Here is a 26,985-nt window from a genome sequence, read left to right as displayed (position 1 = left end):
ATGCCCGGGTGCCCCGTCACCCGTCCCGCGACCACCTGACGCTCGCCCAGGCACGCCGGCTCGCCCTGCGCTCGGCCGGGCTGGACCGGCGCCGTCCCGACGCCGCGACCACGGCACGGACCGGTGCGGCAGCGCTGCGCCGCACGGTCGACCGGCTCGGCGTCCTGCAGATCGACTCCGTCAACGTCCTCGCCCGGGCGCACCTCATGCCGGTGTACTCCCGGTCGGGGCCGTGGGACGTGGGTGCGCTGGACCGGGCGACGTCGCGCGCACCGCGGACCCTGGTGGAGGCGTGGAGCCACGAGGCCACGTTCGTGCCGCCCGCCACGCACCGGCTGCTGGGGTTCCGCCACCGCGCCTACGCGGAGCGCCACCCGCTCGCGCCCGACGGCGTGCCCGCCGGGTCCTCGCCGCTGCTCGCCGAGGTCCGCGCGCTCGTCGACGCGCACGGACCGGTCACCGCGCGCGAGGCGCAGGCGCTGCTCGCCGGCGAGCACCCGCGCCCCGACCCGACCTGGGGCTGGACGTGGTCGGTGGCCAAGCACGCCCTCGAGCACCTGTTCGGCACGGGCGAGCTGACGTCCGCGGGCCGCAACGCGGCGTTCGAGCGCCGGTACGACCGCACCGACCGGGTGCTGGGCCCGGCGCTCGCGGCGGCGCCCGAGCCCGCGGAGGCCGACGCGCGGCGGGCGCTGCTCGCCGTCGCGGCCCGCGCGCACGGCGTGGGCACGCTGCGCTGCCTCGCCGACTACTGGCGCATGCGCCAGGCCCCCGCCGCGGCGGCCGTCGACGACCTCGTCGAGGAGGGTGTGCTGGTGCCCGTGCACGTCGAGGGCTGGGGCGACGCGTACCGGCACGTCGACGCGACCGTCCCGCGGCGGGTCGACGCCCGCACCCTGCTCAGCCCGTTCGACCCGCTGGTGTGGGAGCGCACGAGGACCGAGCAGGTCTTCGGCCTGCGGTACCGCATCGAGATCTACACCCCGGCGGCCCGGCGCACGTGGGGCTACTACGTCCTGCCCCTCCTGCTCGGCGACCGGCTCGCCGCGCTCGTCGACCTCAAGGCCGACCGTCGTGCCGGGGTGCTGCGGGTCCTGGCGGCGCACCGCGCCCCGGGGCCCGCCGGTGCGGTCGAGGCGGGGGCGCCGGCCGACGGCGAGCTGGCCCACGAGCTCGTCGCCGAGCTGGCCGTGCTGGCGGGCTGGCTGGCGCTCGACCGGGTCGAGCCCGCTCCGGACGCCCGCGGCGGGCTGGTCCCCGCCGTCGCCGCGGCCCTGCGCGCCTGACGGGGCCGCGGGCCGCGTCACCCATCGCGCGGGGCGCTCGCCTACGATGGTCGGGCCCGGTCACGTGACCGGGCGACCACGGGCCGCCCCGACGTCGTGCGGGGCGCGAACACGTCGGGAGAGATGCGTGACGGCGATCCTCGAGAAGATGCTCCGGCTGGGCGAGGGGCGGGTGCTCAAGAGGCTGTCCGGGATCGCTGCGCAGGTCAACGCGCTCGAGGACGGGTTCCTCGACCTCACGGACGCCGAGCTGCGCGAGGAGACCGACCGCTTCAAGGCCCGGCTCGCCGACGGCGAGTCGCTCGACGACCTCCTGCCCGAGGCGTTCGCCACCGTCCGAGAGGCGGCGCGGCGCACCCTCGGCCAGCGGCACTTCGACGTCCAGCTGATGGGCGGTGCGGCGCTGCACCTGGGCAACATCGCGGAGATGAAGACCGGTGAGGGCAAGACCCTCGTCGCGACGGCCCCCGCGTACCTCAACGCCCTGACGGGCAAGGGTGTCCACGTCATCACGGTCAACGACTACCTCGCCGGCTACCAGGCCGACCTCATGGGTCGCGTCTACCGGTTCCTCGGCCTGACGACCGGCACGATCATGGCGCAGATGACGCCCGCCCAGCGGCGCGAGCAGTACGCGGCGGACATCACCTACGGCACCAACAACGAGTTCGGCTTCGACTACCTGCGCGACAACATGGCGTGGAGCGTTGACGAGCTCGTCCAGCGCGGCCACCACTTCGCGATCGTCGACGAGGTCGACTCCATCCTCATCGACGAGGCGCGCACGCCGCTGATCATCTCGGGCCCGGCCTCGGGCGACGCGAACCGCTGGTACGGCGAGTTCGCGAAGGTCGTGCGGCGCCTGCAGGCCGAGCGCGACTACGAGGTCGACGAGAAGAAGCGCACGGTCGGCGTCCTCGAGCCCGGCATCGAGCGCGTCGAGGACTACCTCGGCATCGACAACCTGTACGAGTCGCTGAACACCCCGCTGATCGGGTTCCTCAACAACGCGATCAAGGCGAAGGAGCTGTTCAAGCGCGACAAGGACTACGTCGTCATGAACGGCGAGGTCCTCATCGTCGACGAGCACACCGGGCGCATCCTGCCGGGCCGCCGCTACAACGAGGGCATGCACCAGGCCATCGAGGCCAAGGAGGGCGTGGCGATCAAGGCCGAGAACCAGACGCTCGCCACGATCACGCTCCAGAACTACTTCCGGCTCTACGACAAGCTCGCGGGGATGACCGGCACCGCCGAGACCGAGGCGGCCGAGTTCCAGGGCACGTACAAGCTCGGCGTGGTGCCTATCCCGACGAACCGCGGGATGCAGCGCATCGACCAGCGCGACCTGGTCTACAAGAGCGAGGAGGGCAAGTTCGACGCGGTCGTCGCCGACATCGTCGAGCGCCACGCCCACGGCCAGCCCGTCCTCGTGGGCACCACGAGCGTCGAGAAGAGCGAGCTGCTCTCGTCCAAGCTGAAGAAGCAGGGCGTGCCGCACGAGGTCCTCAACGCCAAGCAGCACGCGCGCGAGGCCTCGATCGTCGCGCAGGCGGGCCGCAAGGGCGCCGTCACGGTCGCGACGAACATGGCCGGCCGCGGCACCGACATCATGCTCGGCGGCAACGCCGAGTTCATGGCGGTGGCCGACCTGGCGGCGGCCGGGCTCGACCCCAAGGAGAGCCCGGAGGAGTACGAGGCCGCGTGGCCGGCAGCCCTGGAGCGCGCCAAGGCCGCCGTGGCGACCGAGCACGACGAGGTCGTCGAGCTCGGCGGCCTGTACGTGCTGGGCACCGAGCGCCACGAGTCGCGGCGCATCGACAACCAGCTGCGCGGACGGTCGGGCCGGCAGGGCGACCCGGGAGAGTCCCGGTTCTACCTGTCGATGCAGGACGACCTCATGCGACTGTTCAACTCCGGGCTCGCGGAGTCCATGATGTCGCGGGCCGGGTTCCCCGAGGACATGCCGCTGGAGTCGAAGATCGTCACGCGCGGCATCCAGTCCGCGCAGGCGCAGGTCGAGGCCCGCAACTTCGAGATCCGCAAGAACGTCCTCAAGTACGACGACGTCATGTCCCGTCAGCGCGAGGTCATCTACGAGCAGCGCCGCCGGGTCCTCGAGGGCGAGGACCTGCAGGCCCAGCTCGGTCACTTCCGCGACGACGTGCTGCGCGAGTACGTGGCGGCCGCGACCGCCGAGGGGCGCCCCGAGGACTGGGACCTTGAGGCGCTGTGGACGGCCCTGCGAGGCGTCTACCCGGTGACGATCACGGCTGAGGACGTGGTCGAGGAGGCGGGCGGCCCGACCCGCCTGACCGCCGAGATGATCACCCGCGAGGTCCTCTCGGACGCCGAGCACGCCTACGCCGAGCGCGAGAAGCAGCTGGGCGAGGAGAACATGCGCCAGCTGGAGCGGCGCGTCGTCCTGTCGGTCCTGGACCGCAAGTGGCGCGAGCACCTCTACGAGATGGACTACCTCAAGGAGGGCATCGGGCTGCGCGCGATGGCCCAGCGCGACCCGCTCGTGGAGTACCAGCGCGAGGGCTTCCAGCTGTTCAACGCCATGACGGAGGCGATCAAGGAGGAGTCGGTCGCGTACCTGTTCCAGCTCGAGGTGCAGGTCCAGCCGGCCGACGGCGCGGCGGCGCCCGGTCAGGACGTCGCGGTCGACGCGTCCTCGGCGGCGCAGGCGGCGCTCGGCCCGGGTGCGGCCCTCGGCGGCACCCCGGCGCCGGCCGGTGCCGACGCCCCGACGGCGGGACGCCTCGTCGCCAAGGGCCTCGACGGGCCCGCCCGCCGCACCCCCCTGCAGTACACGGCACCCTCGGTGGACGGCGACGGCGCGGTGGTCACGCGTGGTGACGCCGGTGCGCCGTCCGCCGGCCAGGGCGCGGGCGACGCCGGCTCGGTCAACCGCGCCGACCGTCGCAAGGCGGCCAAGCGGCGTCGCTGACCCTTGAGGTCGCACGAGCGCGAGGGCCGGGACCGTGCAGGTCCCGGCCCTCGCGCGTGCGTCCCGTCCTGTCGACGCGTCAGCCGATCTCGAGGGTCGTGACCTGCCAGGACCCGCGGTGCGACTCCAGGCGGAGCGCGACCGCCCGGACCCGGGTGCCGTCGTCGACGACGAGGCACGCCTCCACGGTGTGCTCGTCCACGGCGCAGGCCCGCACCCGCCGGGCTCGCGGTGCGTGCGCCGGGGGCCGTGCGCCGGCCCGGGCGGCGAGGGCTGCTCTGACCCGCACCTGCTCGAGCACGCCCGGTGCCAGCCACCGTGCCAGCTGGGCGACGGGTCGCCGGCCGAGGGCGACCTCGACGCATGCGAGCCCGACCCGCCGGGTCAGCAGCGCGGGGTCCGCCGTCGGGACGGGCCCGCGCTCCTCGTCGGCGGCATCGACGACGACGGTGCGGTCCGCGGCGCGCAGCACCTGCACGCGGCGGCCCAGCGTGGTCGGTACGACCGGTGGGGCCGCCACCGGCACGGCCGCCGGTGCGAGGTCGGGCACCAGCCGCACCCGTGCACGCCGTGCGGGGGAGACGTCGCGCGGTGCGGTCCGGGCGGTGCCCTGACCTGCTGAGGGGACGGGGCGCAGGACGCTGCTGCGGTCTCCTGCGGAGCGCGGGTGTCGCGACGCGCCGGCGTGCGCGAGCGACCCGAAGGCGTCCTCGAGCCCGGTGGGGACGACGTCGTCGGCGGCGAGGAGGGTCATCGGGTGCTCCCGTCGGTCGTGGCAGGCACGACGAGCACCTGTCCGGGGTGGAGGAGGTCGGGGTCGGGGCCGATCGAGGCGGCGTTGGCCGCGTACCACCGGGGCCACGCGGCGGCGATCTCGGCGTCGGTGGGCTCGTCGCCCAGGTGCCGGGCCGTCAGCGACCAGAGCGTGTCGCCCGGGCGCACGATCACGGTGCCGCCCGGCGAGGCGCCCGACGGCTCGGCGGGTGCCACGGTGGCGGTGACCGTGCTGGTGGTCGCGCCTGCCGCGGTGGCGGCCGTGGCGCCTGCCGCGTCGGTGGCGCTCGTCGTGGCGGACGGGGCGGGCGACGACGGGGCGGAGGGCCCCGGGCCGTGCCCGACGGCCCGGGCGGGCGGCGTCGCGTCGCGCGTCGGCGGTGCCTGCTGCGCCGGTGCGGTCGTGCCGGCGCCCGTGCCGCCGGTGCCCGCGGTCTGCGCCGCCGGGTCGGTCTCGGGCGGGGACGCCGGTGCCTCGTCGGCCGGCGCGCCTGTGGTGGCCAGGGCCGCGTCCTCGGCCGGGGTGTCGCCGCCCGTCGGCTCCGGGCTCTGCGTCGTGGGTGCCCACCCGAGGTCGGTGACGACCGCGGGCGGGGCCGGCTCTGCCGAGGCCTGCGCGCCCGTCGCGGCACCGAGCCCGACCCCCGCGGCGACGAGGACCGTCAGGGCGCGTCGCACGATCCCCGGGCCGAAGCGCTCGACCGCGTGCTCACCGGCGCGCCACGTGCGTCCCGCGGCGCGGGCGAGGACGCAGAGGGAGGCCACGGCCGCGCTGAGGCCGACCCAGAGCGCCGCCAGCGCGCCGAGCACGACGACCGAGACGGCGACGACGTCGTCGACGCGCCAGACCACGGTCGTCCCGGCGACGGCGGTGGCCCGCAGCACGAGCGCGGCCGCCGCCCCGAGGGCCAGCAGGCCGGGCGCCAGGACGAGCAGCGCGCGGTGCGCCGGAGGTGAATCGTTCTGCTGGTGCATGGTCCCCGATGATGTCGTTTGATGCAGTTTGGTGTCGTAAGCATGGCCCAGAGTGGCCGAGGACGGGCGAGATGTCCACAGATGTCCGGTTCTGCGCGCATGCTTCCCCCGCACGGGTGACCCGCTACCGTCGGTCCGTGCGCTGGGAGCTGCTGTTCGCCGACCTCGAGGCGCAGCTGGCGGCGGGCGCCCAGGCCGAGCAGCGCTGGCAGGTGGCCGAGCTCACCCGCGCCGAGCGCGCCGGCGTGCACCTCGCCGACCGTCTGCGCGCAGCGGTGGGCGTGCGCGTCCAGCTCGACGTCGGGGACGGCGAGCCCGACCGGCTCGAGGGCGCGCTCCTCGACGCCACGCCGACGTGGGTGCTGCTGGACGTGGGCGGCGCCCGGCGCGCGCTCGTCCCGCTGGACGCCGTCCGCACGGTCACGGGGCTACCGGTCCAGGTCGCCCCGCCGGCGGGTGCCGCCGAGCGTCGCCTCGGCCTCGGTCACGCCCTCCGGGCGCTCGCGCGCGACCGGGTCACGGTCGCCGTCCGCACCGGCGCCGGGGAGGTCGTCGGACGCCTCGAGCGCGTCGGGGCCGACCACGTGGACCTCACGACCGTGGCGCCGGCGGGCCGCTGGGTCGCCGTCCCGCTCGCCGCGCTGCGGGCGGTCGTCTCCCGCTGACCGCCCCTGCGCGGGCGTGCGGCGGGTGCCGTCCCCGGAGGTCGTCGCCCTGTGCTGTCCCCTGTGCCGTCCTGGGCCGCCGGGCGGACCGTCTCAGTGCTGCTCGGCGTCCTGCGCGACCGTCCGTGCGCGCGTCTCGGCGTACATGCGCTCGATGTACCGCTCCAGCTCGGTCGCCTCCACGCGCCACTGCAGCCGCCCGCCGATCTGGATCGCGGGCAGGTCGCCCGACCGGACGAGCGAGTACGCCTGCGCCCCCGAGACGTTGAGGATCTCGGACACGTCGGCGAGCGTCAGGAACCTCGTGGCCATGGCCGAAGTCTGGCACGTGGCGCGCGTCCGGGCCGGTCGTCCACAGGCCGCGGCGCACGGACCGGGCGTCGTCCACAACCCCCGGTCCGGGTGATCGCGCCCGGCGCCCCCGTGCGCGAGGATCTCCAGGCCCGACCCGCACCCTGCGAGGAGACCTGAACAGTGGACAGCACCGTCCTCGACCTGCCGGCACCCGCCGCGACCCGTCTGCGCCGCCCCGGCTGGCGCGACCCGCGGCTGCTGACGGGCCTGGTGCTCATCGCCGTCTCCGTGGCCCTGGGCAGCTGGGTCGTCACGGCGGCCCAGCGGACCGTCGCGGTGTACGTCGCCGCGCAGACCCTGACGCCGGGCGACGCGGTCACGCCCGCCGAGCTCGCCGTGGCCGAGGTCCGGCTGGCCGGTGCCGCGGACGGCTACCTCCTCGCCGACGAGCCGCTGCCGGCCGACGCCGTGGTGCTGCGTGTCGTGGGTGCCGGCGAGCTCGTGCCGGTCGCCGCGCTCGGCGCGGCCGCCGACCTCGACGTGCGCGCCGTCGCCGTGCCGCTCGAGGGTGCCCCGCCGCGGGGCATGGTCCAGGGTGCTGCCGTCGACCTGTGGTGGACCCCGGCCGCCGACCTGGCCGCCACCGACGCCCCGCCCGCGCCGGAGCAGCTCGCCGCGGCGCTGACGGTCGCCGAGATCAGCTCGGCCGACGGGGCCTTCGCCGCCGGCGGCACACGGACGGTCCACGTGCTGGTGCCGGTCGACGACCTGCCGGCCGTCCTCGCGGCCCTCGGCGGCGACGGCACCGTCGACGTGGTGCCCGTGCCCGGGACGGGGGGCTGACGTGGCCGTCGGAGTGCTGTGCGCCGTGCAGGGCGAGACCGAGGCGGCGGTCGTCGAGGCCGTCGCCGCCAGCGGCGGGCGCCTGGCCGTCACGCGTCGCTGCGCGGACGTCGGCGAGCTGCTGGCGGCCGCCGAGGCCGGCCTCGGTGCGCTCGCGGTCGTCTCGGCCGACCTGGACCTCCTGGACCGCCAGGCGGTGGACGTGCTGCACCGGTGCGGCGTGCGGGTCGTCGGCCTCGGCGACCCGACCCGCCCGTGGCTGGCGGAGCGCCTGACGGCGCACGGTGCCGACCTCGTGGTCGACGTCGACCGGGCCGACGACGCCGGCGCGGTCGTGCGCGAGGCCCTCGCCGGCCTCGGTGACGGGCCGCCGTCGGCGCCGCCGCCGGCGGCCGACCCGCTGCCCGTGACGACCGCCGCGCCCGGCTCGACGGTGGCGGTGTGGGGCCCGACCGGCGCGCCCGGCCGCACCTGGGTCGCGGTGAACCTCGCCGCCGAGCTCGCGGGTCTGGCGTGCAGCACGCTGCTCGTGGACGCGGACACCTACGGCGGCGCCGTGGCCCAGGTGCTCGGGGTGCTGGACGAGGCGCCCGGGCTTGCCGCGGCCGCCCGTGCCGCCGGTCAGGGCACGCTCGACCTGCGGGCGCTGGCGAGGCTCTCGCCGGTCGTGATGCCGGACCTGCGGCTGCTGTCCGGCGTGTCCCGGCCGGACCGCTGGCCGGAGCTGCCCGCCTCGTCGCTCGAGGTGGTGCTCGCGCAGGCGCGGCGGCTCGCGCAGGTGGTCGTCGCCGACACGGGCTTCTGCCTGGAGCAGGACGAGATGCTCACGTACGACACGCGGGCCCCGCAGCGCAACGCCGCCACGCTCACCACGCTGGAGCACGCCGATCTCGTCGTCGTGGTCGGGTCGGCGGACCCGGTCGGGGTCCAGCGCCTCGTGCGCGGGCTCTCCGAGCTCGACGACCGGGGCCTGGCGGTGCGACGACGCGTCGTCGTCAACCGGGTCCGCCCGACCGTGGCCGGTGCCCGGCCGGGGGAGGCGGTGGTCGAGGCCCTCGCCCGGTACGCGGGCGTGGAGGAGGTCACGCTGGTGCCGGACGACCGGCCCGCCGCGGACGCCGCGCTGCTCGAGGGGAGGGCGTTGCGCGAGGTCGCACCCGGCTCGCCCGCGCGGCGGGTGCTCGCGCGGCTCGCCGCCGAGGTGGTGGCCGCGCTGGCACCGCAGGCCGAGGCTGCCGGGGCGGCGGGGGAGGCCCGGTCGCGCTGAGCGCACGGGTCGCGCGCCCCGCAGGGCAGACTGGCCCGGTGCGCGTCTACCTGTCCACCACGCTCGACGAGCTGCAGACCACCCCTCCTCGGCTCGCGGGGCCGCGTGCGGCCCACGCGGTGACGGCCCCGCTGCGGGCGCTGTGGCCCGACGAGGACGAGGAGGGCTGGGAGTACGCCGCGCAGGCGAGCGCGGCGGACGACAGCCTCGTCCTGCTGGCCGGGCGCCCGGGCGCGCCGCGGCTGCGCCTGGTGGTCGCCGCGGACGTCCCCGAGTCCTGCGTCCAGACGCCGGCGGAGCCGTCGGTGCCGTCCGCGGTCACGGTCACGTGCGACGTCGACCTGCGGGCGATGGCGGCGGTCCACGTCGACGACGTGGGGGCCGCTGCGGACGTCGCCGCGGCGGCGGAGGGTGACGAGGCGGCGATCGGCCGTCTCGACGAGCACGACCTGCTCTGGTACGACCTGGCCGAGCTCGCCGAGATCCCGGTGCCGTGACGTCGATCACTCCTGCCTGCCGGTCGGGCGCCCCGGGCCCGCGCCGTGGTGCGGGGGGACCGGCGCTCGGCGGCGCGCGGGCGGGTGCTCGGCGCGGGGGCGCGGGACCCAGTTGGACCGCGGGGCCCGGGCTCGGGTAATGTTCACGGCCGGTGAGGCGCCCGGGTGGCTCGCTCGCGGAGACGCGAGACGAGGCAGCCATGGGTCACACACCTTGGGGTATGGTGTAATTGGCAGCACGACTGATTCTGGTTCAGTTAGTCTAGGTTCGAGTCCTGGTACCCCAGCGCTGACCGCTTCGGTCGGCGCAGCGTCACGGTCCGACATGCACCTCCGGGTGGGTGGTCGGGAGTCGGACGAGCGTCGGGTAGAGTAGTCACTCGGCACACGGCCTCCGGGTCGTGGCTGGCAGGCCCCCGTTGTGTAGCGGCCTAGCACGCCGCCCTCTCACGGCGGTAGCGCCGGTTCGAATCCGGTCGGGGGTACGACAGGCCCGGTCACCGCAAGGTGACCGGGCCTTCTGCATGTCCGGCTTCTTCTGCGTGGTCCCCGCCTCGTGCGTGCCCGCTCCCTGCGGCGCGTCGTCGCGTGCTCCCGCGGCTTCGCCGAGCCGGGGCGCGCAAGCGCGTCGGGCTCCGTGCCCCCGGGTGCGCGAAGGGCGCCCACCGCGCGGTGGGCGCCCCTCGGCGGACTGCTCGCAGCGCTCACTCGGACGTGCGGCGCAGCACCTCCGTGAGCCGGTTCGCGGCCGAGACCACGGCGGAGGCGTGCAGGCGCCCGGGCTGGCGCGAGAGGCGCTCGAGCGGGCCGGAGACGGACACGGCGGCCACGACGCGCCCCGACGGGCCGCGCACCGGTGCGGAGACCGACGCGACGCCGACCTCGCGCTCGGAGACGGACTGCGCCCAGCCCCGACGGCGCACGCCCGACAGGATCGTCGCGGTGAACTTCGAGCCCTGCAGGCCACGGTGGAGGCGGTCCGGCTCCTCCCACGCGAGCAGCACCTGGGCGGCGGACCCCGCCTGCATGGTCAGCGTGGCCCCGACCGGGATGGAGTCCCGCAGGCCGATCGGCCGCTCGGCCGCGGCGACGCAGATGCGCTGGTCGCCCTGGCGCCGGTAGAGCTGCGCGCTCTCGCCCGTGTGGTCGCGCAGCAGCGCGAGCACCGGGCCGGCGGCGGCCAGCAGGCGGTCCTCGCCGGCGGCCGTCGAGAGCTCCGACAGGCGCGGGCCGAGGACGAACCGGCCCTGCAGGTCCCGGGCCACGAGGCGGTGGTGCTCGAGCGCGACCGCCAGGCGGTGGGCGGTGGGGCGGGCAAGATGGGTGGCAGCGACGAGCTGCGCGAGGGTCGCCGGCCCCGCCTCCAGGGCACTGAGCACCGAGGCGGCCTTGTCCAGCACGCCGACTCCGCTAGAGTTGTCCATAGGTCGATATTGGCGTCTCGCTCACTGAGATGCAAGACGGAACCGCGACCGCGGCCCGTCGACGAGGTGGAAACCGGGCGCCCCCACCCGGAGGAGAGGACGGACGACATGGGCCGCACGCTGGCGGAGAAGGTCTGGGACGCGCACGTCGTGCGCCGTGGCACGGACGGGGCGCCGGACCTGCTGTACATCGACCTCCACCTCGTCCACGAGGTCACGAGCCCGCAGGCGTTCGAGGGGCTGCGGCTCGCGGGACGGCCCGTGCGGCGGCCCGACCTGACCATCGCCACCGAGGACCACAACACGCCCACGCTCGACATCGACCGCCCGATCGCGGACCTCACGAGCCGCACGCAGATCGACACGCTGCGCAACAACGCCGCCGAGTTCGGTGTCCGGCTGCACTCCCTGGGGGACGCCGACCAGGGGATCGTGCACCAGGTCGGCCCCCAGCTCGGGCTGACGATGCCCGGCCTGACGGTCGTGTGCGGCGACTCGCACACCTCGACGCACGGCGCGTTCGGCGGCCTCGCCTTCGGGATCGGCACGTCCGAGGTCGAGCACGTGCTGGCGACCCAGACGCTGCCGCTGGCGCCGTTCCGCACCATGGCCGTCAACGTCGAGGGCGCGCTGCCCCACGGCACCACGTCGAAGGACATCATCCTGGCGATCATCGCCAAGATCGGCACCGGCGGTGGCCAGGGCTACGTGCTCGAGTACCGCGGCGAGGCGATCCGTGCGCTGTCGATGGAGGCGCGCATGACGATCTGCAACATGTCGATCGAGGCCGGGGCGCGCGCCGGCATGATCGCACCGGACGAGACCACGTTCGCGTACCTCAAGGGCCGCCCGCACGCGCCCGAGGGCGCCGACTGGGACGCCGCGGTGGAGTACTGGCGCACGCTGCGCACCGACGACGACGCGCAGTTCGACACCGAGGTCACGCTGCGGGCCTCCGACCTCGAGCCGTTCGTCACGTGGGGCACCAACCCGGGCCAGGGCCTGCCGCTGTCGGCCTCGGTGCCGGTGCCGGAGGAGATCGCCGACGAGAACGAGCGCGTCGCCGCGGAGCGCGCCATCGAGTACATGGGGCTGACCCCGGGCAGGCCGCTGCGCGAGCTCGCCGTCGACACCGTGTTCATCGGCTCGTGCACCAACGGCCGCATCGAGGACCTGCGCTCGGTCGCCAAGGTGCTGCGCGGGCGCACCAAGGCCGAGGACGTCCGCGTGCTCGTCGTCCCGGCCTCGGCGCGCGTGCGCCTGCAGGCCGAGGCCGAGGGGCTCGACGTGATCTTCAAGGAGTTCGGCGCCGAGTGGCGCAACGCCGGCTGCTCGATGTGCCTGGGCATGAACCCGGACCAGCTGACGCCCGGCGAGCGGTCCGCCTCCACGTCGAACCGCAACTTCGAGGGCCGGCAGGGCAAGGGTGGGCGCACCCACCTGGTCTCGCCGCTCGTGGCCGCCGCCACGGCGATCCGCGGGACGCTCTCGTCGCTGGCCGACCTGGACCTCGGCGAGGTCGACCCCGCGGACTTCGACGGCTCGCCGCTGGCCCCCCTCGACCCGGCCGTCCCGCTCCAGGTCTGAGCCTGGACCCCGCCCCGCCCACGCCCTCGGACCAGGAGCCCCCGCCATGGAGAAGTTCACCACCCACACCGGCGTCGGCGTGCCGCTGCGCCGCGGCAACGTCGACACCGACCAGATCATCCCCGCCGTGTACCTCAAGCGCGTCACCCGCACGGGCTTCGAGGACGCGCTGTTCGCCGCCTGGCGCGGCGACCCGACGTTCGTGCTCAACCAGGACGCGTACCGCGCCGGCTCCGTGCTGGTCGCCGGCCCCGACTTCGGCACCGGCTCCTCGCGCGAGCACGCGGTGTGGGCGCTCAAGGACTACGGCTTCCGCGTCGTGGTCTCCTCGCGCTTCGCCGACATCTTCCGCGGCAACTCCGGCAAGCAGGGCCTGCTCGCCGCGCAGGTCGCCCAGGAGGACGTCGAGCTGCTCTGGAAGGTGCTCGAGACCCGCCCCGGCACCGAGGTGACCGTGGACCTCGGGTCCCGCACCATCACGTGCGACGACGTCGTCGTCCCCTTCGGCGTCGACGACTACACCCGCTGGCGCCTCATGGAGGGCCTGGACGACATCGGGCTGACGCTCCAGCACGCGGACGAGATCACCGCGTTCGAGGCGACCCGCGAGGCCTGGCGCCCGCGCACGCTGCCGGCCAAGCACCTGCCGCCCGTCGAGATCCGGTCCGCCCGGCCCGCGGTCGAGGTGGAGCTGGGCGCGACGCGCACCGTCTGAGCCGCGCCGGCCGCCCGCCGCCCGTGCGTCCGTGCGCGGCGCGGCGGGCGGCTGCTCGCGGCCACGGAGCGCTAGCGTGCCCTCAGCAGCGGACGAGAGGGGCACGCCGTGGTGGGCAGAGCAGATCTGGTCGACAGGGTCGTGGCCCGCACCGACGGGGTCGCCCGCGAACCCGTGGCGCGCGCCCTCGACGCACTCCTCGCGGAGGTGACGGCCGCGCTCGCGGCCGGTGAGCGCGTCACCCTGACCGGCTTCGGCACCTTCGAGCCGGTGGCCCGCCCCGCCCGCCGGGCGCGACACCCCCGCACGGGAGCCGTCCTCGACGTCGCCGCGTCCACCGCCGCCCGCTTCCGCCCCGGAGCCGGGCTGCGTGCCGCGCTGTCGTCCGAGGCCGCTGCGGGCGAGCCATCGGCCGCTGGATCCCCCGTCCCGCCCGTCGCGGCGGTGCCGGCGCCGTCCGAGGTCGAGGTGCCGGCGGCGACACCGGTGCAGGGCGATGCTCTCGAGGGCAAGGCGGTGAAGAGCGAGGCTGTGAAGGGCAAGACGGCCAAGGGCAAGGCGGCCAAGGGCAGGGCGAAGGGGAAGTCGGGGAAGGGCGGCGCGGCGAACGCCACGGTGGTCACGGCCGACGCTGTGAAGGACAAGCCGGCGAAGGACAAGCCGGCGAAGGGCGCGCCGGCGAAGGGCACGCCGGCGAAGGGCACGTCGGCGAAGGCCGACGCGGCCAAGGCCAAGGTGGTCAAGGCCGATGCGGCCAAGGGCAAGGCTGCCAAGGGCAAGCCTGGGAAGGGCAGGGCGGCGAAGGGAGTCACGTCGGTCCGCTCCGCCGCACGGGTGAAGAAGTCGACGACGACGCGCTGACCGGTCCCGCGCGCCCGGCCGACCGTGCCGGGGCACGACGGTCGGCCCCGGTGCCGGCCCGGGGGCGCCGGTCCAGGTCACGGGAAGAAACCGGGCGTTCCGGACGGTTCATCCCACGGCGCCGCGGGTCGCAGGTGCGGGACGCACGTCCCTGCGTCACCTGGGTGCCACATGTGAGAGTTGTGCGAGAACCGACCGCCGGACGGGCGTCGTGGCGTCCGGGACCGGCCACGTAGGGGAGCATGTGAGCATGAGCGACCTGCTGTACGTCGACGGTGGCAACCCGCTGCGCGGCGAGATCACCGTGCGCGGTGCCAAGAACTTCGTCTCCAAGGCGATGGTGGCCGCGCTGCTGGGCGAGACCCCGAGCGAGCTGCGGAACGTCCCGCAGATCCGCGACGTCGGCGTCGTCACCGGCCTGCTGGAGCTGCACGGCGTGCGCGTCGACGCGGACGCCGCGGCCGGCACGCTGCGCCTCGACCCGACGGACGTGGAGTCCGCGCACGTGGCCGACATCGACGCCCACGCCGGGTCGAGCCGCATCCCGATCCTGTTCTGCGGCCCGCTGCTGCACCGGCTCGGCGAGGCGTTCATCCCGGACCTGGGCGGCTGCCGGATCGGCGACCGGCCGATCAACTACCACCTCGACATCCTGCGCCAGTTCGGTGCCGTCGTGGACAAGACGCACAACGGCATCCACATCCGGGCGCCGCACCGCCTCCAGGGCACCAAGATCGCGCTGCCGTACCCCAGCGTCGGGGCCACGGAGCAGCTGCTGCTCACGGCCGTGCGGGCCGAGGGCATCACCGAGCTGGCGAACGCGGCCATCGAGCCCGAGATCATGGACCTCATCAACGTCCTGCAGAAGATGGGCGCGATCATCTCGGTCGACACCGACCGGGTCATCCGGATCGAGGGCGTCGAGCGGCTCGTCGGGTTCCAGCACACGGCCCTCGCCGACCGGATCGAGGCGGCGTCGTGGGCGTCGGCAGCCCTGGCCACCGGCGGCGACATCTTCGTGCGCGGGGCGACGCAGCCGGAGATGACGACGTTCCTCAACACGTTCCGCAAGGTCGGCGGCGAGTTCGCGATCAGCGACGAGGGCATCCGGTTCTACCACCCGGGCGGCGACCTGCGCTCGATCCAGCTCGAGACCGACGTGCACCCCGGGTTCATGACCGACTGGCAGCAGCCGCTGGTCGTCGCGCTCACCCAGGCGCGCGGTCTGTCGATCGTGCACGAGACCGTCTACGAGAACCGGTTCGGGTTCGTCGACGCGCTCGTCGGCATGGGGGCGACCATCCAGGTCTACAAGGAGTGCCTGGGCGGGCGGCCCTGCCGGTTCGGGCAGCGCAACTTCTACCACTCGGCCGTCATCTCCGGGCCCACGCCGCTGTCCGCGGCCGAGATCGAGGTGCCCGACCTGCGCGGCGGGTTCAGCCACCTCATCGCGGCCCTCGCGGCCAAGGGCACGTCGGCCGTGCGCGGAATCAGCCTCATCGACCGCGGCTACGAGCACTTCACGGAGAAGCTCGAGGCCCTCGGGGCGCAGTTCAGCCGCGAGCACACCGACCAGCGCTGAGCCCCCGCGCGGGCGGCGGCACGCACCCGGCTACCATCGGGTCCCGTGCCGTCGCCCTCGCGCTCCAACCGTGCCTACCGGAACGTCGCACGGATCATCCGTCCGTTCCTGCGGGCCACCACCCGCCAGCACTGGAGCGGCGGGGAGCACCTGCCGTCCGACCGCGGGTTCCTCGCCGCGTCGAACCACATGACCGAGGTCGACCCCCTCACCCTCGCGCACTACCTGTGGGACCACGGCCACGTCCCGCGGATCCTGGCCAAGGCCTCGCTCTTCCGGGTGCCGGTGCTCGGCCCCGTGCTGCGGGCGACGGAGCAGATCCCCGTGCACCGCGAGTCCGCCGCGGCGGGGGAGTCCCTGCGCTCGGCCGTCTCCGCCATCGAGGCGGGCGAGTGCGTCGCGGTCTTCCCGGAGGGCACGCTCACGCGCGACCCCGACCTGTGGCCGATGGTGGGGCGCACCGGCGTCGCACGCCTCGCCCTGACCACCCGGGCACCCGTCGTGCCGATCGCGCAGTGGGGTCCGCAGGACCTCCTCGCCCGCTACGGCAAGGTCCTCAAGCCGTTCCCCCGCAAGCGGGTGACCGTCGTGGCCGGGCCTCCCGTGGACCTCGACGACCTCTACGACCGCCCGCAGGACTCCGCGACGCTGCGCGAGGCCACCGAGCGCGTCATGGCTGCGATCACGACCCTGCTCGAGGACGTCCGCGGGGAGCAGGCCCCGGCCCAGCGCTTCGACATGCGTCGACGTCCGCCGCAGGCGCCCCGGGACGCGGCCGGGCCCGACGCGCCCGCGGCCGGCACCGACGGTCAGGTCGCCCCGTGAGCGGGCCGGAGCGCCCGCTGCGGGCGGCCGTCCTCGGCGCGGGCAGCTGGGGCACCACGTTCGCCGCGGTGATGGCCGACGCCGGCTGCGCCGTGACCGTGTGGGGGCGGGACGCCGCCACCGTCGACGAGATCGTCGCCGAGGGGCGCAACAGCGCCTACCTGCCGGGCGTGCAGCTGCCTGCAGGCGTCACGGCGACGACCGACCCGCGTGCCGCCCTCGCGGGCGCGGACGTGGTCGCCGTGGCGGTGCCGTCCCAGCGGGCACGGGCCGTGCTGGGACCGCTGGCCGACGCGCTCGAGCCGCACGCGGTCGTGGTGTCCCTCATGAAGGGCGTCGAGCTCGACACCGACCAGCGCATGAGCGAGGTCGTCGCCCAGTCCCTGCGGATCGACGCCGACCGGGTCGCGGTGCTCTCCGGGCCGAACCTCGCCCGCGAGATCGCCGAGCGGCAGCCCACCGCGACGGTGGTCGCCTCGACCAGCGACGCGACCGCACGGCTCGTGGCCCGCGCGTGCGCGTCGGGATACTTCCGCCCCTACACCAACCCCGACGTCGTGGGCGTCGAGCTGTGCGGGGCCGTGAAGAACGTCATCGCGCTCGCGGTCGGGATCTCGCAGGGTCGCGGCATGGGCTACAACACGATGGCCACGGTCATCACGCGGGGCCTGGTCGAGATCACGCGGCTGGGCCTGGCGCTGGGCGCCGACGCGGCGACGTTCCCCGGCCTGGCGGGCATGGGCGACCTCATGGCCACCTGCGCGTCCCCCGACTCGCGCAACCACACCCTCGGCGTGCACGTCGGCCGGGGGATGTCCCTCGACGAGGCCCTCGCCGCGACCGGGGGGACCGCGGAGGGCGTCAAGTCGAGCCGCTCGGTCCTCGAGCTCGCGACGTCGCTCGGCGTGGACATGCCGATCACGTCGGCGGTGGTGCGGGTGCTGCACGAGGGGCTGCCCGTGGACGCGATGGCGGGCCTGCTGCTGGCGCGGCCCCACAAGGCGGAGGGCGTGCTCCCCGTCGAGGTGTGACCCCCGCCCGCGCCCCGCAGGGCTCGGACGGGCCGGCACGGACGGGGCAGCACGCACGGCGGGCGCGGACGGGCGCCGCGAGCGCGCGACGGACGGCTCAGGCCGTGGCCGTGCGCAGCGCCTGGTCGAGGTCGTCCCACAGGTCCTCGACGTCCTCGACGCCCACCGACAGGCGCAGCAGGTCCTCCGGCACGCCGGGCGACTCCGTCGCGAAGCGGCGGCGCCGCTCGAGCGAGGACTCGACGCCGCCCAGGCTCGTGGCCGGCAGCCACAGGCGCACGGCCGCGACGACCGCGTCGGCAGCCGCGACGCCTCCGCGCGGGCGCACCCCGATGATCGAGCCGTACCCGTCCATCAGCGCGGACGCCCGCGCGTGCCCGGGGTCGTCGGGCAGGCTCGGGTGCCGCACCTGCACCACCGCAGGGTGCGCGGCCAGCCGGGCCGCGAGCGCGGCGGCGGTGGCCTGCGAGCGCTCGACGCGCAGCGCCAGGGTGCGTAGGCCGCGCAGCGCGAGCCAGACCTCCCAGGGACCGGCGACGGCGCCGTGGGTCGTGCGGTGCCCGACGACGCGGGCGTGCAGCGCCGGGTCGTCGGTCACCACGACGCCGAGCACGACGTCGGAGTGGCCCGCGAGGTACTTGGTCGCCGAGTGCACGACGACGTCGGCACCCGCGGCGAGGGGGCGCTGGCCGAGCGGCGTGGCGAACGTGCTGTCCACGACCGCGAGCGCCCCGACCTCGTGGGCGGCCTGCACGAGCGCCGGCACGTCCGCGACCTCCAGCATGGGGTTGGTCGGCGACTCGACCCACAGCATCGCCGCGGCGGGCGCACCGGCGTCGCCCCGCAGCGCGGCGCGCACCGCGGCGGTGTCGGCGACGTCGACGCGGTCCACGGCCAGGCGGCCCTGGGCGGCGAGCTCGTCGAGGAGCACGAGCGTGACCTGGTACGCGAACTGCGGCACGACGACGCGTCCGCCGACGGGCACGAGCGCGAGCACCGCGTCGATCGCGGCCATCCCGGAGGCGAGGACGACGGCCGGCGGCCCGGCCGTCGGCAGGCCCGCGGCGGCGTGGCCGGCGCGCTCCAGCGCGGCGACGGCGGCCTCGAAGGGCTCCCACGTCTCGGTGCCGGACCGTGCGTACAGCAGCTCGCCCGGTGTCGGGGGGCCCTGGGACACGTACGTCGAGGAGAGCACCACCGGGGGGTTGACCGGGCCGCCGGGCGTGCGCGGCGGGCGGCCGGCGGTCACCGCGAGGGTGGCCGGGGACGTGGGGTGCGGGTGGTCTGCTGCGCTCACGACCACCGAGGCTAGTCCCGGGTGCCCACGGTCCGTGCACAGGGCCGCCGGACCGTGCCCGCACGGTCCGGCGGCGGGGTAGGGTCCCATCCCGATGGACGCCACCCGGACCCCCCTGACCGACCCGAGCGACGCGAGCGGGGGCGGTGGACGCCGACCTCGCGTGATGGTGCTGTTCGGCGGCCGGTCCGGCGAGCACGCGATCAGCTGCGCCACCGCGGGCGGGGTGCTGGCCGCCGTCGACCGCACCCGGTACGACGTGGTGGCCGTCGGGATCACGCGTGAGGGGCAGTGGGTCCTGGCCGACGACGACCCGGCGCGGTGGGCCATCACGGACGGCCGGCTGCCCGAGGTGCTCGACACCGCCTCGCGGGTCGTGCTGCCGCAGGGCACGGTCGACCGCGACGTGCAGGTCGTCGAGCGCGGCCAGGTGGCCCGCACGCTCGGGGCGGTCGACGTCGTCCTGCCGCTGCTGCACGGCCCGTTCGGCGAGGACGGCACCCTGCAGGGCCTGCTCGAGCTCGCCGACGTGCGGTACGTGGGCTCGGGGGTGCTCGCGTCGGCGGTCGGCATGGACAAGCACGTGATGAAGACCGTCCTGGTCGGGGCCGGCCTGCCGGTCGGCCCGTACCGGGTGCTCCTGCCGTCCGCGCCCGCGGACCCCGCCTCGCTCGAGGCGCTGGTCGCCGGGCTCGGGCTGCCGCTGTTCGTCAAGCCTGCGCGCGCGGGGTCCTCGCTGGGGATCACGCGGGTGACGGACCTCGCCCAGCTGCCGGAGGCGGTCGCGGAGGCACGCCGGCACGACCCGAAGGTCGTCGTCGAGGCGGGCATCGTCGGGCGCGAGGTCGAGTGCGGAGTGCTCGGCGGCCGCCGCGGCGCCCCGCCGCGCGCGTCCGTGCCGGGCGAGATCGTCGTCACCGACCCGCGGCACGCGTTCTACGACTTCGAGGCCAAGTACCTCGACGAGTCGGGCGTGACGCTGTCGTGCCCGGCCGACCTGCCCGCGGGCGTCGTGGCGGCCGTGCAGGACGTCGCGGTGCGCTCGTTCGAGGCGCTCGGGTGCGAGGGTCTGGCCCGCGTCGACGTGTTCGTCACCCCGGACGACGAGGTCGTCGTGAACGAGGTGAACACGATGCCCGGGTTCACGCCGTACTCGATGTACCCGCGGATGTGGCAGGCGTCGGGCGTGGACTACGCGACGCTGGTCGACGAGCTCCTCCAGCTCGCGCTCGAGCGGCCCACCGGGCTGCGCTGAGCAGCGGCGGCGCCGGCCTCACAGGCAGCGGCGCTGCTCCTCGGTCAGGGCGACGGCAGGCCCGAGCAGGTCGACGAACGACGTCGACCGCTCCTGCGTGACCTCCTGCGGGACGAGCAGCTCGACGGCGGGCACGCGCCCGTAGGTCGTGAAGCGCCAGTCCCCGTCCTCCTCCTCGACGACCACCCAGTCGATCGTCGGGCCCGACGGTGTCGTCACCGACTCGCACCGGTCTGTCGTCGGACCGAGCGGCTCGACGCCGCACCGCAGCACGACGGCGGCGCGGGGCTCGCCCCACGCGGTCGTCGCCTGGGCGTCGGTGCCGACCCGCTCGAGCCCGTCGCCGAGCTCCTCGGGGGTCGCGAGCACCACGGACGCGCACGTCGGGTCCGTCGCCTCCGGGCCCGCCTCGACCGGCACGACGGCGGCGCAGCCCGTCAGCGCGGCGACGAGGAGGGCGCCCACGAGCGGGCCGGTCCCCGGGCGCGCGGACGACGGTGCGGGTGCGGGGGAGGGCATGGCGCCACGGTACCGCCGGGCACGACGCCGCCCGGAACCGTCTAGCGTGTGCGGGTGCCCGCTGAGCCGACCGTCGCCGACCTCGACGAGCAGGAGCTGCTCGCACGGATCTTCCCGCACCTGCCGGTCGGCGACGCGACCCTCGTGCCGCCGGGCGACGACGCGGCCGTGGTCGCGACCCCCGACGGGCGCACGGTCGTCACGTGCGACGTGCTGGTCGAGGACGTGCACTTCCGCCGCGCCTGGTCGACCGGGCACCAGGTGGGCCTGCGGGCGGCGGCGCAGAACCTCGCGGACGTCGCGGCCATGGGCGCACGCCCGACCGCGCTGGTCGTCGGGCTCGTGATGCCCCCGACGACGCCGGTCGCGTGGGTGGAGGCGCTGGCCGCCGGCCTGGGCGACGGGTGCCGTCCGCACGGTGCCGGCGTGGTCGGCGGCGACCTGTCGTCGGGGCCGGCGCTGATGGTCGCGGTGACCGCGTTCGGCGACCTCGAGGGACGTGCGCCCGTGCTGCGGTCGGGTGCCCGGGCGGGGGACGTCGTCGCGCACGCGGGGCGGCGCGGGTGGTCCGCCGCGGGGCTGGCGCTGCTGCTGGCGGGGCAGGGCGGGGCGGACGACGCGCTGGTCGACGCGTTCCGGGTGCCCTGCCCTCCGCTCACGGCCGGCGTGGACGCGGCACGCGCCGGCGCGACCGCCCTGATGGACGTCTCCGACGGGCTGCTGCGCGACGCGGGGCGGCTGGCCCGGGCCAGCGGGGTCACGCTCGACCTCGCGGACCCGTGCGTGGCGTTCGACGACGACGCCCGGCGTCTGGCTCCCGCGGCCGACCTGCTGGGCGTCGACGTGCGGGAGTGGCTGCTCGCGGGCGGCGAGGACCACGGGCTGCTCGCGACGTTCCCGGCCGGGGCCGCGCTGCCCGCCCCGTTCGTCCCGGTCGGACGGGTGCTGGCCCGGGCCGCGACGGACGTGCTCGTCGAGGGCGCGCGGCCAGCCGTCGGCACGTCGGGGTGGGACCACTTCCGGGCCTGAGCCCCGCCCCCCACCCACCGCCCCGCGCGCCGCGGGCCGACCGGCCGCCGGCTCGTCGTCCGGTACCGGTCAGCCGCGGCGGTAGCGGACCTCGAGCAGGTCCGTGCCGCCGACCTGCTCGAGCCGCTCGACCCCGTCGGGCTGGAAGCCGTGCCGCCGGTAGAAGTGCCGGGCCCGCTCGTTGGCGGCGAGCACCCACAGGGTGAGCGGGGCACGGGTCTCGTCGATCACCGAGCGCATGAGGTCACGGGCGACGCCGCGGCCCCAGGTGCCGGGGTCGAGGTAGATGGAGTAGATCTCCCGGTCGCCGCGTCGGGCGTCCTCGTCGCGCGGCGGCCCGTAGGAGGCGAACCCCAGCACCGCGGGTCCGCGCTGCGCGACCAGGGTGCGCACGTGGTCGTCGGGTCCGGTGCGCAGCATCTCCGCCCACTGCGGCGTGCGCGCGCGGGCGTCGAGGCCGGACAGGTGCTCGGCGGGGACGATGCCCGCGTACGCCTCCTGCCACGAGCGCACGTGCACCTCGGCGATCGCCGCGGCGTCGTCAGCCGTGGCGGGGCGGATCGTGACGTCCTCGTGCTCGACCATGCGATCACCCTGCCACAAGGTCGCGGGCAGCACTAAGGCCCGCGAGACGTCGCCTCGCGGGCCTTCGTGCGGTGCGTGGTGCGCCTCGCGGCGCGTCACGGGTCAGACGGCGCGGGTGACCTTGCCGGCCTTGAGGCACGACGTGCACACGTTCAGACGCTTCGGCGTCCCGGCGACGACGACGCGCACGCGCTGGATGTTGGGGTTCCAGCGGCGCTTCGTCCGCACGTGCGAGTGCGAGATGCTGTGCCCGAAGCTCGGGCGCTTGGCGCAGACGTCGCAGTTGGCAGCCACGGTCTTCTCCTGTGTTCTGGTCTGGCGCGGGCCTGTCGGCCCGGGTCGTTCGCGTTCACCTGGCGCGCCGGCGGACGCGGTCGACGCCCGGCCGGGGCCGGGGCAGGCGCGTCCACGACGGGCGTCGGAGTGCGACGACACTGAGTCGGGGGAAGCCCGAGGCGTTCCGGGCAACCGGGCAAGACTAGCCCATCGTCGCAGCGCGCCCCAACTCGGTGCCCCGGACCACCGGCACGTGGCCCACGCCGACCCGCGGTCGGCACCCACGGCCGCGTGCGACGAGGCACCATGGTCCCCGCCCCGGGCGGCTCACGGGCGCCCCGGCGGAGGCGTGCGCCCCGTCGTCGCCCGCCGCCCGCCGCGGACGCGGCCGGGGCCGACCGACGAGAGGGGACCGCGTGCACGCGTGGCCGTGGGACGCCGCCGGCGCGCGGGCCTGGGCCGACGGCTCGCTCGCCGCCGCCCGTGCCGCGCGCGAGCGGATCGACGCCGTGAACGTCTTCCCCGTCCCCGACGCCGACACCGGCACGAACGTGGCACTCACGCTGGCCGGCGGGGCCGCAGCCGTGCACCTGCTGGACCCGGCGGCGTCCGTGGCCGGCGTCTGCGGGGCCCTGGCCGACGGCGCCTCCCGGGCGGCGCGCGGCAACTCCGGGATCATCCTCGGGCAGTGGCTGCGGGGCTTCGCGGCCGGCCTCGACGGCGACGGGTCCGACGCGCGCACCGCGCCGCAGCGGCTCGGCGCCGCGCTGGGGCGGGCCGCGGACGCCGCGCGCCGGGCCGTGCCCGACCCGCGCGACGGCACCGTGCTCACGGTGGCCCGCGAGGTCGCGGACCGGGTCGCACGCTCCGACGGACCCGACGCCGCGCGGGCCCTGATCCGCGCCCTGGCCGCCGCGCGCGAGGGGCTGGCGCGCACGTCGGCCGCCCTCGACGTGCTGCGCGACGCCCGCGTCGTCGACGCCGGTGCGTGCGCGCTGCTCGTCGTCCTCGACGTGCTCGCCCACGTGCTGCGCGAGGGGCGTGCGCCCCGACCGGACGAGCTCGACCTGGCCTGGCTGCCCGCGCCGGGCACGGCTGCCGTGCCCGGCGGAGCGGGCGTCACCGGCGGCGCGTTCGAGGTGATGCTCCTGGTCCGCCCCGACGACCAGCCCGTCGACCAGCCCGACGACCACCCGGCCCACCACCGGGCCGGGGACCGGGCGGACGACGCGGGCGTCGAGGACGACCTCGCGCTCGCGCTCGCGCGCGTCGGGGACTCCGTCGCGGTCGCCGACGCCGGCGCGCTCCGGCACGGTCACGTGCACACCGACGACCCCGCCGCCGCGCTGGCCGTGGTCCCCGACCGCCGGGTCGTGCAGGCCGTCGTGCGGCGCCTGGACCTGCCGCCCGCCGACCCGGGGCTGGTGGTCGTCACCCCGTCGCCCGGCATGGCCGCGTGGTTCGCGACGGCCGGTGCCGTGACGGTGGTCCGCGGGTCCGGGGCCGTCGTCGACGGGTTGGACGAGCAGGTCGGGCGGGCCGCGGCGGACACGCACGCGGCGTCCGTCGTGGTGGTCGGCGTGGACGTCCCCGCGGGTCTCGGCCCGGTCACGGCCGACGGCGTGCGGCTGGACCTGCTGCCCGTGCCGGACGACGGGACGGCCGCGGTCGCGTGCCTCGCGCTGCTCGCGGGCGGTCGTGACCACGGCGGTGCCGCCGCCCGGGAGGCGCTCGCGCGCCTGCACGCCACGTCGTCGAGCGCCGAGCAGGAGTCGAGCCAGGAGACGGGCCAGGAGACGAGCCATGAGGCGGGGCGCGACGCGCGCCGGGACGGGGGTCCGGGCGCGCGAACGGTGGCCGCGGCCGTGGTCGCGGCCGTCCGGCGCCTGCGCGCGGCGAACCCCGAGGGTCAGGCCGTCACGCTGCTGCACGGCACGGGGTGGACGGCCGCGGACGCCGCCGCCGCGGTGCGCGAGCTCGAGCGTGACGGTCTCGACGTCGCGCTCGCCGGGCCTGCTGTGGGTGCGGCGTGGTGGGCTGGGCTGGACTGACGTCGCCCCGACGCCGGGCGACGCGGGTGGGCGACCAGGTGGACGCCACGGGTGGGCGACCAGGTGGACGACGCAGGTGGACGAGGGCCCGCGGGGCCCGGACGGAGGACCCATGCTGAGCAGCGACGCGCTGGGGGTGCGGCTCGACCGCGCCACGGGGGCGCGCACCGGCAAGGCGCTGGCGAAGCTGGGCCTGCACACGGTCGGTGACCTGCTGCGGCACTACCCGCGGCGCTACGCCGAGGCCGCCACGCTGACCGACATGTCCGCGCTCGGGGTGGGCGAGCACGTCACGGTCGTGGCCGAGGTCGTCCGCACGTCCCTGCGCACGACGGGCAACGGCAAGGGGTTGCTGCAGTCGACGATCACCGACGGCACGAGCCGCCTCGAGCTGACGTTCTTCGCCGCGAGCCGACGCCGGCTGGAGTGGCGCGAGGAGCAGCTGCGGGCCGGCCGGCGCGGGCTGTTCACCGGTGTCGTCTCGCTGTACCGCGGCACGACCCAGCTCATGCACCCCGAGTGCCGCCTGTTCACCACGGACGACGACCCGCACGAGGAGGACGTCGCGCTCGACGAGGCCGAGCGGCCCATCCCCGTGTACCCGGCGTTCGCGGGGTTCGAGTCGTGGAAGGTGGCCAAGGCCGTCCGCCAGGTGCTCGACCCGCTGACCGAGGCCGACGTGCCCGACCCGGTGCCGGCCGACCTGCGTGCCCGCGACGGCCTGCCGACGCTGCTGGAGGCCCTGCGGCTCGTGCACGTGCCGCCCGACGAGGCCGGCTGGCGGCGCGGCCGCGAGCGCCTGCGCTACGAGGAGGCGCTGGTCCTGCAGGCCGAGCTCGCGCGCCGACGTGCGCGCGTCGAGCAGGAGGAGGCCGTGGCGCGCCCGCCGCGGACGGGCGGGCTGCTCGACGCCTTCGACGCGCGCCTGCCGTTCACGCTGACCCCGGGGCAGCGCAGGGTCGGCGAGGAGGTCGCGGCCGAGCTCGCCGCGCCGCGGCCGATGCAGCGGCTGCTGCAGGGCGACGTCGGGTCGGGCAAGACGGTCGTGGCGCTGCGCGCGATGCTCCAGGTCGTCGACGCCGGCGGGCAGGCGGCGCTGCTCGCGCCGACGGAGGTCCTGGCCGCGCAGCACGCCCGCACGCTGCGCGGCCTGCTGGGCGACCTGGCCGAGGCGGGCACGCTCGACGGCGCCGAGCAGGCCACCCGCATCGCGCTGCTCACGGGCTCGCTGCCGGCCGCGGCCCGCCGGGCGAGCCTGCTCGACGCCGCCGGCGGGCGCGCGGGCATCGTCGTGGGCACGCACGCGCTGCTCGCGGAGCACGTGCAGTTCGCCGACCTCGGGCTCGTCGTGGTCGACGAGCAGCACCGGTTCGGCGTCGAGCAGCGCGACGCGCTGCGCGCCAAGGCCGGGCGCACGCCGCACACCCTCGTCATGACGGCCACGCCGATCCCGCGCACCGTCGCGATGACGGTGTTCGGCGACCTCGAGACGTCCGTGCTCGACGAGCTCCCGGCCGGGCGCGCGGGCATCACCACCCACCACGTGCCCGCCGGCAACGCCCGGTGGACCGACCGCACGTGGCAGCGCGTCCGGGAGGAGGTCGACGGCGGCGGGCGCGCGTACGTCGTGTGCCCGCGCATCGAGCCGGACGACGTGCCCGGCGGGTCCGCGCAGGCCGACGACGACGAGGACGGTGCCGACCTGCTCGCCGCGGTCGCCGGGACCGTCGGGTCGCCCGGCGGAGCCGGCACCCGCCCGCCGCTGCGCGCCGTGCTGGAGGTCGTCGACGAGCTCCGCGCACGCCCCGAGCTCGCGGGCCTCGGCATCGGCGTGCTGCACGGGCGGATGCCTCCGGAGGAGAAGGACGCCGCGTTCGCCGCGTTCGCGTCCGGCGCCTCGCCCGTGCTGGTCTCGACGACCGTCGTCGAGGTCGGCGTCGACGTGCCGGACGCGACCGTCATGGTCGTGCTCGACGCGGACCGGTTCGGCATCTCCCAGCTGCACCAGCTGCGCGGCCGGGTGGGGCGCGGAGGGCGGCCGGGCCTGTGCCTGCTCGTCAGCCGGGCCGTGCCGGGCACCGACGCGCACGCCCGCCTGGAGACGCTCGCGAGCACGACCGACGGGTTCGCCCTCGCGGCCCTCGACCTGGAGCTGCGGCACGAGGGCGACGTCCTGGGCGCCGCGCAGCACGGCCGCACCAGCTCGTTGCGGCTGCTGCGGGTCACGCGCGACGCCGACGTCATCGACCGGGCCCGTGCCGACGCGCGGGCGCTCGTCGGGCAGGACATGACGCTCGCCACGTGGCCGACGCTCGTCGCGGCGATCGAGGAGTCGCTGACGGGGGAGCGGGACGAGTTCCTCGACCGGGCCTGACACCGGTGCGCGGCTACCCT

At 76.1% G+C, this 26,985-nt stretch carries 24 protein-coding genes and 2 tRNA genes; 18 read left to right on the top strand and 8 right to left on the bottom strand.

Annotation, left to right across the window (positions count from 1 at the left end; all coding sequences use genetic code 11):
* The first annotated feature begins 8 nt into the window (after positions 1-8).
* Both BKA21_RS03725 and secA read left to right on the top strand, forming a co-directional pair.
* Positions 9-1,286, top strand: a complete 1,278-nt coding sequence (locus BKA21_RS03725) for a winged helix-turn-helix domain-containing protein (RefSeq protein ID WP_179625308.1) — start codon at positions 9-11, stop codon at positions 1,284-1,286.
* A 127-nt stretch (positions 1,287-1,413) separates the two neighbouring features.
* Positions 1,414-4,239: a preprotein translocase subunit SecA gene (secA, locus tag BKA21_RS03720; RefSeq protein ID WP_140458580.1), complete on the top strand. Its 2,826-nt coding sequence runs from the start codon at positions 1,414-1,416 to the stop codon at positions 4,237-4,239.
* 79 nt (positions 4,240-4,318) lie between these two features.
* Here secA and BKA21_RS03715 read toward each other — a convergent pair whose 3' ends face one another.
* Both BKA21_RS03715 and BKA21_RS03710 read right to left on the bottom strand, forming a co-directional pair.
* Positions 4,319-4,993 carry an Rv3235 family protein gene (locus tag BKA21_RS03715; protein WP_140458581.1) on the bottom strand — a complete coding sequence of 225 codons (675 nt, stop codon included), beginning with the start codon at positions 4,991-4,993 and terminating at the stop codon, positions 4,319-4,321.
* On the bottom strand, positions 4,990-5,988 hold the full coding sequence (locus BKA21_RS03710) for a LysM peptidoglycan-binding domain-containing protein (RefSeq protein ID WP_140458582.1): 999 nt from the start codon (positions 5,986-5,988) through the stop codon (positions 4,990-4,992). The genes BKA21_RS03715 and BKA21_RS03710 overlap by 4 nt, the downstream gene beginning before the upstream one ends.
* Positions 5,989-6,125: 137 nt before the next feature.
* Between BKA21_RS03710 and BKA21_RS03705 the strand changes: the two genes are divergently transcribed.
* Entirely contained in the window at positions 6,126-6,653 is a 528-nt protein-coding gene (locus BKA21_RS03705) for a hypothetical protein (RefSeq protein WP_239073008.1), read from the top strand.
* A gap of 93 nt (positions 6,654-6,746) precedes the next feature.
* Here BKA21_RS03705 and BKA21_RS03700 read toward each other — a convergent pair whose 3' ends face one another.
* A complete protein-coding gene (locus BKA21_RS03700) occupies positions 6,747-6,965 on the bottom strand; it encodes a helix-turn-helix domain-containing protein (RefSeq protein ID WP_140458584.1) in 219 nt (72 codons plus the stop codon).
* Positions 6,966-7,127: 162 nt separating this feature from the next.
* Here BKA21_RS03700 and BKA21_RS03695 point away from each other — a divergent pair, with 162 nt between their 5' ends.
* The 5 genes from BKA21_RS03695 to BKA21_RS03675 all read left to right on the top strand — a co-directional run bounded on the left by BKA21_RS03695 (position 7,128) and on the right by BKA21_RS03675 (position 10,039).
* Positions 7,128-7,790, top strand: a complete 663-nt coding sequence (locus BKA21_RS03695; RefSeq protein WP_140458585.1) for a hypothetical protein — start codon at positions 7,128-7,130, stop codon at positions 7,788-7,790.
* Between the two features lies 1 nt (position 7,791).
* Positions 7,792-9,057, top strand: a complete 1,266-nt coding sequence (locus BKA21_RS03690) for a CpaE/TadZ family protein (RefSeq protein WP_170208976.1) — start codon at positions 7,792-7,794, stop codon at positions 9,055-9,057.
* A 38-nt stretch (positions 9,058-9,095) separates the two neighbouring features.
* Positions 9,096-9,554 (top strand): DUF6912 family protein, encoded by a 459-nt coding sequence (locus BKA21_RS03685; RefSeq protein ID WP_140458586.1) that lies wholly within the window; start codon positions 9,096-9,098, stop codon positions 9,552-9,554.
* Between the two features lie 215 nt (positions 9,555-9,769).
* Positions 9,770-9,841, top strand: a tRNA-Gln gene (locus BKA21_RS03680).
* A gap of 125 nt (positions 9,842-9,966) precedes the next feature.
* Positions 9,967-10,039: transfer RNA gene (locus tag BKA21_RS03675), tRNA-Glu, on the top strand.
* A 219-nt stretch (positions 10,040-10,258) separates the two neighbouring features.
* On the opposite strand, the gene BKA21_RS03670 is transcribed toward BKA21_RS03675, so the two are convergent.
* Positions 10,259-10,978, bottom strand: a complete 720-nt coding sequence (locus BKA21_RS03670) for an IclR family transcriptional regulator (RefSeq protein ID WP_140458587.1) — start codon at positions 10,976-10,978, stop codon at positions 10,259-10,261.
* A gap of 108 nt (positions 10,979-11,086) precedes the next feature.
* Here BKA21_RS03670 and leuC point away from each other — a divergent pair, with 108 nt between their 5' ends.
* The 6 genes from leuC (at position 11,087) to BKA21_RS03640 (ending at position 17,579) form a co-directional block, all read left to right on the top strand.
* Entirely contained in the window at positions 11,087-12,565 is a 1,479-nt protein-coding gene (leuC, locus tag BKA21_RS03665) for a 3-isopropylmalate dehydratase large subunit (protein WP_140458588.1), read from the top strand.
* Positions 12,566-12,611: 46 nt separating this feature from the next.
* Entirely contained in the window at positions 12,612-13,280 is a 669-nt protein-coding gene (leuD, locus tag BKA21_RS03660) for a 3-isopropylmalate dehydratase small subunit (RefSeq protein WP_140458589.1), read from the top strand.
* Positions 13,281-13,388: 108 nt separating this feature from the next.
* Positions 13,389-14,141 carry an HU family DNA-binding protein gene (locus tag BKA21_RS03655; RefSeq protein WP_140458590.1) on the top strand — a complete coding sequence of 251 codons (753 nt, stop codon included), beginning with the start codon at positions 13,389-13,391 and terminating at the stop codon, positions 14,139-14,141.
* 250 nt (positions 14,142-14,391) lie between these two features.
* On the top strand, positions 14,392-15,723 hold the full coding sequence (gene murA, locus BKA21_RS03650; RefSeq protein WP_179625306.1) for a UDP-N-acetylglucosamine 1-carboxyvinyltransferase: 1,332 nt from the start codon (positions 14,392-14,394) through the stop codon (positions 15,721-15,723).
* Between the two features lie 45 nt (positions 15,724-15,768).
* Complete coding sequence (locus BKA21_RS03645) at positions 15,769-16,548, top strand: lysophospholipid acyltransferase family protein (protein WP_140458592.1); 780 nt, start codon at positions 15,769-15,771, stop codon at positions 16,546-16,548.
* A gap of 17 nt (positions 16,549-16,565) precedes the next feature.
* Complete coding sequence (locus tag BKA21_RS03640) at positions 16,566-17,579, top strand: NAD(P)H-dependent glycerol-3-phosphate dehydrogenase (protein WP_140459157.1); 1,014 nt, start codon at positions 16,566-16,568, stop codon at positions 17,577-17,579.
* 97 nt (positions 17,580-17,676) lie between these two features.
* Here BKA21_RS03640 and BKA21_RS03635 read toward each other — a convergent pair whose 3' ends face one another.
* Positions 17,677-18,876: a trans-sulfuration enzyme family protein gene (locus BKA21_RS03635; RefSeq protein WP_239073007.1), complete on the bottom strand. Its 1,200-nt coding sequence runs from the start codon at positions 18,874-18,876 to the stop codon at positions 17,677-17,679.
* 94 nt (positions 18,877-18,970) lie between these two features.
* Between BKA21_RS03635 and BKA21_RS03630 the strand changes: the two genes are divergently transcribed.
* Positions 18,971-20,131 carry a D-alanine--D-alanine ligase family protein gene (locus BKA21_RS03630; RefSeq protein ID WP_140458594.1) on the top strand — a complete coding sequence of 387 codons (1,161 nt, stop codon included), beginning with the start codon at positions 18,971-18,973 and terminating at the stop codon, positions 20,129-20,131.
* 18 nt (positions 20,132-20,149) lie between these two features.
* Here BKA21_RS03630 and BKA21_RS03625 read toward each other — a convergent pair whose 3' ends face one another.
* Positions 20,150-20,650 (bottom strand): DUF3515 family protein, encoded by a 501-nt coding sequence (locus BKA21_RS03625; protein WP_140458595.1) that lies wholly within the window; start codon positions 20,648-20,650, stop codon positions 20,150-20,152.
* Positions 20,651-20,704: 54 nt separating this feature from the next.
* Between BKA21_RS03625 and BKA21_RS03620 the strand changes: the two genes are divergently transcribed.
* Positions 20,705-21,679, top strand: coding sequence for a thiamine-phosphate kinase (locus tag BKA21_RS03620; protein WP_140458596.1), 975 nt, complete (start codon positions 20,705-20,707; stop codon positions 21,677-21,679).
* Between the two features lie 69 nt (positions 21,680-21,748).
* Here the strand turns inward: BKA21_RS03620 and BKA21_RS03615 are convergent, their stop codons facing one another.
* Together BKA21_RS03615 and rpmB are read right to left on the bottom strand one after the other, a co-directional pair.
* The gene (locus tag BKA21_RS03615) at positions 21,749-22,264 is read right to left on the bottom strand and encodes a GNAT family N-acetyltransferase (RefSeq protein ID WP_140458597.1); all 516 of its coding nucleotides are present in this window, start codon (positions 22,262-22,264) and stop codon (positions 21,749-21,751) included.
* Between the two features lie 102 nt (positions 22,265-22,366).
* Positions 22,367-22,558: a 50S ribosomal protein L28 gene (gene rpmB / locus BKA21_RS03610; protein ID WP_140458598.1), complete on the bottom strand. Its 192-nt coding sequence runs from the start codon at positions 22,556-22,558 to the stop codon at positions 22,367-22,369.
* Between the two features lie 398 nt (positions 22,559-22,956).
* On the opposite strand from rpmB, the gene BKA21_RS03605 reads away from it, so the two are divergent.
* Positions 22,957-24,591: a DAK2 domain-containing protein gene (locus tag BKA21_RS03605; protein ID WP_140458599.1), complete on the top strand. Its 1,635-nt coding sequence runs from the start codon at positions 22,957-22,959 to the stop codon at positions 24,589-24,591.
* Positions 24,592-24,703: 112 nt separating this feature from the next.
* Complete coding sequence (locus tag BKA21_RS03600) at positions 24,704-26,965, top strand: ATP-dependent DNA helicase RecG (protein ID WP_140458600.1); 2,262 nt, start codon at positions 24,704-24,706, stop codon at positions 26,963-26,965.
* The last annotated feature ends 20 nt before the right edge of the window (positions 26,966-26,985 follow it).

The sequence above is a fragment of the Cellulomonas oligotrophica genome (assembly GCF_013409875.1).
Classification (GTDB): Bacteria; Actinomycetota; Actinomycetes; order Actinomycetales; family Cellulomonadaceae; genus Cellulomonas; species Cellulomonas oligotrophica.
Note: the sequence above shows the minus strand (reverse complement) of the source record. Positions and strands in the feature narration are given on the sequence as shown.

Bases quoted from the DNA above. Each gene is read 5' to 3' on its own strand.
- BKA21_RS03715 (WP_140458581.1), bottom strand. From the start codon at position 4,993: ATGACCCTCCTCGCCGCCGACGACGTCGTCCCCACCGGGCTCGAGGAC.
- BKA21_RS03710 (WP_140458582.1), bottom strand. From the start codon at position 5,988: ATGCACCAGCAGAACGATTCACCTCCGGCGCACCGCGCGCTGCTCGTC.
- BKA21_RS03700 (WP_140458584.1), bottom strand. From the start codon at position 6,965: ATGGCCACGAGGTTCCTGACGCTCGCCGACGTGTCCGAGATCCTCAAC.
- BKA21_RS03670 (WP_140458587.1), bottom strand. From the start codon at position 10,978: ATGGACAACTCTAGCGGAGTCGGCGTGCTGGACAAGGCCGCCTCGGTG.
- leuC (WP_140458588.1), top strand. From the start codon at position 11,087: ATGGGCCGCACGCTGGCGGAGAAGGTCTGGGACGCGCACGTCGTGCGC.
- leuD (WP_140458589.1), top strand. From the start codon at position 12,612: ATGGAGAAGTTCACCACCCACACCGGCGTCGGCGTGCCGCTGCGCCGC.
- murA (WP_179625306.1), top strand. From the start codon at position 14,392: ATGAGCGACCTGCTGTACGTCGACGGTGGCAACCCGCTGCGCGGCGAG.
- BKA21_RS03630 (WP_140458594.1), top strand. From the start codon at position 18,971: ATGGACGCCACCCGGACCCCCCTGACCGACCCGAGCGACGCGAGCGGG.
- BKA21_RS03625 (WP_140458595.1), bottom strand. From the start codon at position 20,650: ATGCCCTCCCCCGCACCCGCACCGTCGTCCGCGCGCCCGGGGACCGGC.
- BKA21_RS03615 (WP_140458597.1), bottom strand. From the start codon at position 22,264: ATGGTCGAGCACGAGGACGTCACGATCCGCCCCGCCACGGCTGACGAC.
- BKA21_RS03600 (WP_140458600.1), top strand. From the start codon at position 24,704: ATGCTGAGCAGCGACGCGCTGGGGGTGCGGCTCGACCGCGCCACGGGG.